The 4866-nt window shown below is 72.5% G+C and carries 3 protein-coding genes and 1 pseudogene; all 4 read left to right on the forward strand.

Annotation, left to right across the window (positions count from 1 at the left end):
- Positions 1-363 precede the first annotated feature (363 nt).
- Positions 364-2097 (forward strand): annotated as a pseudogene (locus ABT324_RS33480) (DUF6531 domain-containing protein); the annotation flags it as partial.
- A 151-nt stretch (positions 2098-2248) separates the two neighbouring features.
- Complete coding sequence (locus tag ABT324_RS33175; RefSeq protein WP_351185816.1) at positions 2249-3808, forward strand: RHS repeat domain-containing protein; 1560 nt, start codon at positions 2249-2251, stop codon at positions 3806-3808.
- 95 nt (positions 3809-3903) lie between these two features.
- The gene (locus tag ABT324_RS33180; RefSeq protein ID WP_351185822.1) at positions 3904-4137 is read left to right on the forward strand and encodes a hypothetical protein; all 234 of its coding nucleotides are present in this window, start codon (positions 3904-3906) and stop codon (positions 4135-4137) included.
- 6 nt (positions 4138-4143) lie between these two features.
- The gene (locus ABT324_RS33185; RefSeq protein ID WP_351185819.1) at positions 4144-4674 is read left to right on the forward strand and encodes a type VII secretion system-associated protein; all 531 of its coding nucleotides are present in this window, start codon (positions 4144-4146) and stop codon (positions 4672-4674) included.
- Positions 4675-4866: the final 192 nt, after the last annotated feature.

Raw genomic sequence — 4866 nt, forward strand, 5'->3', positions numbered from 1 at the left:
CCGAAGGCGGACAGCCCCGCCCCGACCCGGTCGATGGGCAACGACGGCCCGGGGTCGAGGGGCGGCCCCGACTCCCCCGCCCCGACCCGCTCCACCGGCAACGACGGCCCGGCGCAGACGTCCTCCAGCTCCTACGGCGGCGGCCCCGGTTCCGGCGGCGGGCCCGGCTCCGGCGGCGGGCCGGGCTCCGGCTCGCGATCGGTCACGGGCGACGGCTCGTCCGGCGGGCCGGCGACCACCACATCGACCGGGAACCGGGGGCCGGGCGGGGGTTCGCGCTCCCTGCGTGACCAGGAGCCCAACCCGCGCTCCCCGGAGAAGACGCGGTGCGTGGGCGACCCGGTCGACGTCTCCACGGGGCAGATGATCCTGAGCCAGGTCGACGCGGAGTTCCTCGGCGCGCTCCCGCTGGTGCTCGGGCGAACCCACTTCTCGTCGTACCGGACGGGCCGGTGGTTCGGCACCAGCTGGGTGTCCGCGCTGGACCAGCGCTTGGAGGTTGACGACGCCGGGGTGAGCTTCGCCGCCGCCGACGGCACCCTCCAGCACTTCCCGCACCCCGCGCCAGGCGCGTGGGTGGACAGCGAGCACGGAGCGCCACGGCAGCTCCGCCGCGCCGAGGACGGCGGGTACGTGCTGGTGGACGTGGAGCTGCAGCAACTGCTGAGCTTCGCCGCCGGAGGCCGGGTGCTGCCGCTCACCTCCATCACCGACCAGCACGGCAACGAGATCACCTTCGTGCACGACGAGTCCGGGGCCCCGGTGGAGGTCCGGCACAGCGGCGGGTACCGGGTGCGGGTCGAGGTGACCGACGAGCTGGTCACCGCGCTGCACTCGGTCGCCGCCGACGGCACCGAGGTCGAGCTGATGCGCTACGGCTACCGCGGTGCGCAGCTCACCGAGGTCATCAACGCCTCGGGCAAGGCGGTGCGGTTCGAGTACGACCAGGCGGGTCGGGTCACCAAGTGGACCGACGGCAACGGCGAGTGGTTCCGCTACGTCTACGACCACCTGGGCCGCTGCGTGCGCACCGAGGGCTCGGGCGGGTTCCTCTCCGGAACCGCGGAGTACGACACCGAGAACCGGATCACCCGCTACACCAACTCGCTCGGCCACTGCACCACGTTCCACATGAACGAGGCCGGGCAGGTGGTCAAGGAAGTCGACGCGCTCGGCGGCGAGACGACGTCCGAGTGGGACGCCGCCGACCGGCTGCTGCGGCGCACCGACCCGCTGGGCCGCACCACCCGGTACTCCTACGACGGCGACGGCAACCTGCTCGCGATCACCCTGCCGGACGGCAGCCAGGCCCGCCGCGAGTACGACGAGCCCGGCCGACCGGTCGCGTTCGTGGACCCCGATGGCGCCGTGACGCGCTACGAGTACGACGAGCGCGGGTACCTGGTGCGGATCACCGACCCGGTCGGTGCGGTCACGAGCTTCAGCCACGACGAGCTCGGCAACGTCGTGGGCGTCACCGACGCCCTCGGCGGCACCCAGCGGATCTCGGTCGACGCCGCTGGTCTGGCCGTGGCGCTCACGGATGCGCGGGGGGTCACCAGCCGCTCCGAGCGGGACCGGTTCGGCCGGGTCGCCGCGGTCACCGACGAGCTGGGCGGCGTGCAGCGGTTCGGCTGGACCATCGGCGGCGAACTGGCCTGGTCGCGGGCGGCCGACGGTTCCGCGCAGCAGCGCACCTTCGACGGCGAGGGCAACGAGCGGACCCGCGTCGACGAGCTCGGCCGCACCACCACGACGGAGGTGACGCACTTCGACCTGGTGTCGGCGGTGACCCGCCCGGACGGCACCCGCCTGGAGTTCGGCTACGACACCGAGGCGCAGCTGACGCGCGTGACCAACGAGCTCGGCATGGTGTGGCGCTACGAGTACGACCCGGTCGGGAACCTGGTGCGGGAAACCGACTTCAGCGGCTGCACCACCAGCTACCGCCGCGACGCGGCCGGTCAGCTGGTCGAGCGCACCACCAGCACCGGAGAGGTCGTGCGGTTCCGCTACGACCTGCTGGGCAACCTCGTGGAGCAGACCGACGGCCGGACCACCACGACGTTCCGCTACAGCGCGGCCGGGCTCCTGCTGGAAGCCGTCAACGCCGACAGCACGGTGCTGCTCCAGCGGGACGCGCTGGGCCGGATCACCGCGGAGACGATCAACGGCCGCACCGTCACCAGCGAGTACGACCTGCTGGGGCGGCGGATCCGGGCGGCGGACCCCGTCCGGGGCGGAGAGCGTGTGGGAGTACGGCGCGGACGGCCAGCCGGTCGCGTTGCACACCGCTGGCCGGACGATCCGCTTCGAGTACGACCCGGTGGGCCGGGAGGTCCGGCGGGTGCTCGGCCCGAACGCGGTCGTCGACCAGACCTGGACTCAGGCGAACCGGATCAACACGCAGACGATCACCAGGGCTGGCGGGGAGCGCGTGCAGAGCCGCTCCTACGCCTACCGCGCCGACGGCGAGCTCGTCGGGGTGCACGACCAGCTGACCGGTCCGCGGGAGTTCGTCCTGGGCGCGGGGGACCGGGTCGTCGCCGTGCGGGGCGCCGGGTGGGCGGAGCGCTACGACTACGACCCGGCGGGCAACCTGGTCAACGCCTCCTGGCCGACCAGCAGCGCCGAGCCGCAGCTCGGCGGGCGGGACTACCGCGGCATGCTGGTCCAGCGCGCCGGGAACGCGCGCTACGAGCACGACGCGCAGGGGCGCCTCGTCCGCAAGCAGCTCATGTCACAGGAGGGCGCGAGCTTCCAGTACACCTGGGACGCCAACGACCGCCTGACCGAGGTGCTGACGCCCAGCGGAGCGCGCTGGCGGTACCGCTACGACGCGATGGGGCGGCGCATCGCCAAGGAACGGATCGGGCCGGACGGCCGCACCGCCGTGGAGCGGATCGACTTCACCTGGGACGGGACCATCCTGGTCGAGCAGGCCCGGTTCGACGCCTCCGCGCCACAGGGCCGGGTCACGGTCTGGGAGCACACCCCCGGCACGTTCCAGCCGGTGGCCCAGGGCGAGCGGGTTCCGGGTGGCCCCCAGGGATGGGTCGAGGAGCGGTTCCACACCATCGTGACCGACCTGCTGGGCACCCCGACCGAACTCGTCGACGACCGGGGCGGCGTGGCCGAGGTCAACCGGACGCCGCTGTGGGGCGGTGCCGGGTCGGGCAGCAGCACCCCGCTGCGCTTCCCCGGCCAGTACTTCGACGCCGAGACCGGGCTGCACTACAACTACCTCCGGTACTACGACCCGATGCTCGCCCGCTACCTCACCCCGGACCCCCTCGGGCTCGAGGCGGGGCCCAACAACCACGTGTACGTCGGGAACCCGAACTCCTGGTCCGACCCGCTGGGGCTCGTGCCGTGCCTGCCCGACGCGGTGCGCAGGCACGGCGGGCGGCCGCACACCTCGGGCGCCGGGGCGAAGGGGTACATGTTCCCCAGCCAGGCCGCTGCCGGTCGTGCCGCGCGGGAGACCGTCGGCCCGCTCGGCAGGCCGACCGGCGGCGGGATCAACGGCGACCCGAAGGCCCCGCTCCGGCAGTCGCAGCCGATCCGCAAGTCCGACTTCCGGGGTGGGCCCGCGAGCTGGGTGAACAACCCGGGGATCATCGGTCGGGAGACCGTCGAGCGCAAACCCGGTTCAACGGAGTCGGTGGCGGGCTGGCGCAACGACAGCCTCGGCCACGACTTCAACAAGAACGGCAAGCACGATCCGAACATGGTCGTCGAGCCGCACTTCAACGTCTGGGGCCCGGGGGTCAACCACAAGGACCACTTCTTCTATCCGAAGCGCTGAGCCCGGGACCCGGGGATGCCAGCCGGGGCGAGCAGGCGCGGTCGAGCACCAGCGAGGCCGCGCCCGGTCACCCCCCGGCGGTGGTCGTGGCGGCGGTGTCGCAGAAGGTGGCCGAGATCGCCGACGTGACCACGAAGCCGGTCAAGGCGGTGCAGTCGGCGGGTGACCTGGTGAAGTTGCTGAAGGGCGGCTGCGGTGACACGACCAAGGTGTTGGAGGAGATCAAGTCCGGGGCGTGGTGTTCTACGGTGGTGCGGCAAGGGCTCGCCCCGGGAGGAGTTCGGGGCGGCGGAGTTGCAGGAGCGATCGCGGCAACGGGAAGCAGGTAGCGGAGCATGACGGCTGAGGGCCCGAACCGGCCGCAGGGCGAGGACCACTGGGTCTTCCTGATCGACCCGGTGTGGGAGGAGCAGGGCGCTGGTGAGCAGCCGCCGCTCGAGGCGGTGGTGGGCGGCTGGCTGGTGGAGGCCGACGGGACCACGGGGCGCTTCCACGCGAACCCGGACTACGTGCCCTCCAGCCCCGATTCGCCGACCGACCCGGTCGACGCGACGCTCCAGCTGGTCACCAGGGGCAAGGCGGAGCCGGATGCGCTGCTGGCCACGCTGCGGGACGCCGTGCTCGGCGTGGCGGTGGACGCGGAGCAGAACCCGGTGGTCGCGCCGGCTCCGGACGAGGTGCCGTCGGTGCTGGTGACGACCGCGCCCGCGCACCGGGACAGGGTCGACGTCGAGGGGTGGCACGAGGTCACCGCGGCGGAGCTGGCCGAGGTGCTGCCGGACGAGGGGGTGGACGTCCTGATCAACCCGGGAGCGGCGTCGTCCATGCGCATCCTGGCGAGCGCGCTCAGGCGGGCAGTGGCGTAGGTACCCGAACGCGCCGGATGAGCAGTTCGGCTCAAATCCCAGTCCGTTGCTTGGAAGGTTGTTCCAGCTTGACCCTAGGGGTGTTGTGGTGACGAATCCGTTGGTGGCGGAGCGGAAGGATTCGACGCAGGGCTTCAGTGGTGTGCCGATCCTGGAGTCGGTGGATGAGACGAAGAAGGCTGTCGAGTCCGG

Origin of the sequence: Saccharopolyspora sp. NPDC000359, from assembly GCF_040300525.1 — a bacterium.
Classification (GTDB): domain Bacteria; phylum Actinomycetota; class Actinomycetes; order Mycobacteriales; family Pseudonocardiaceae; genus Saccharopolyspora.

Bases quoted from the DNA above. Each gene is read 5' to 3' on its own strand.
- ABT324_RS33185 (WP_351185819.1), top strand. From the start codon at position 4,144: ATGACGGCTGAGGGCCCGAACCGGCCGCAGGGCGAGGACCACTGGGTC.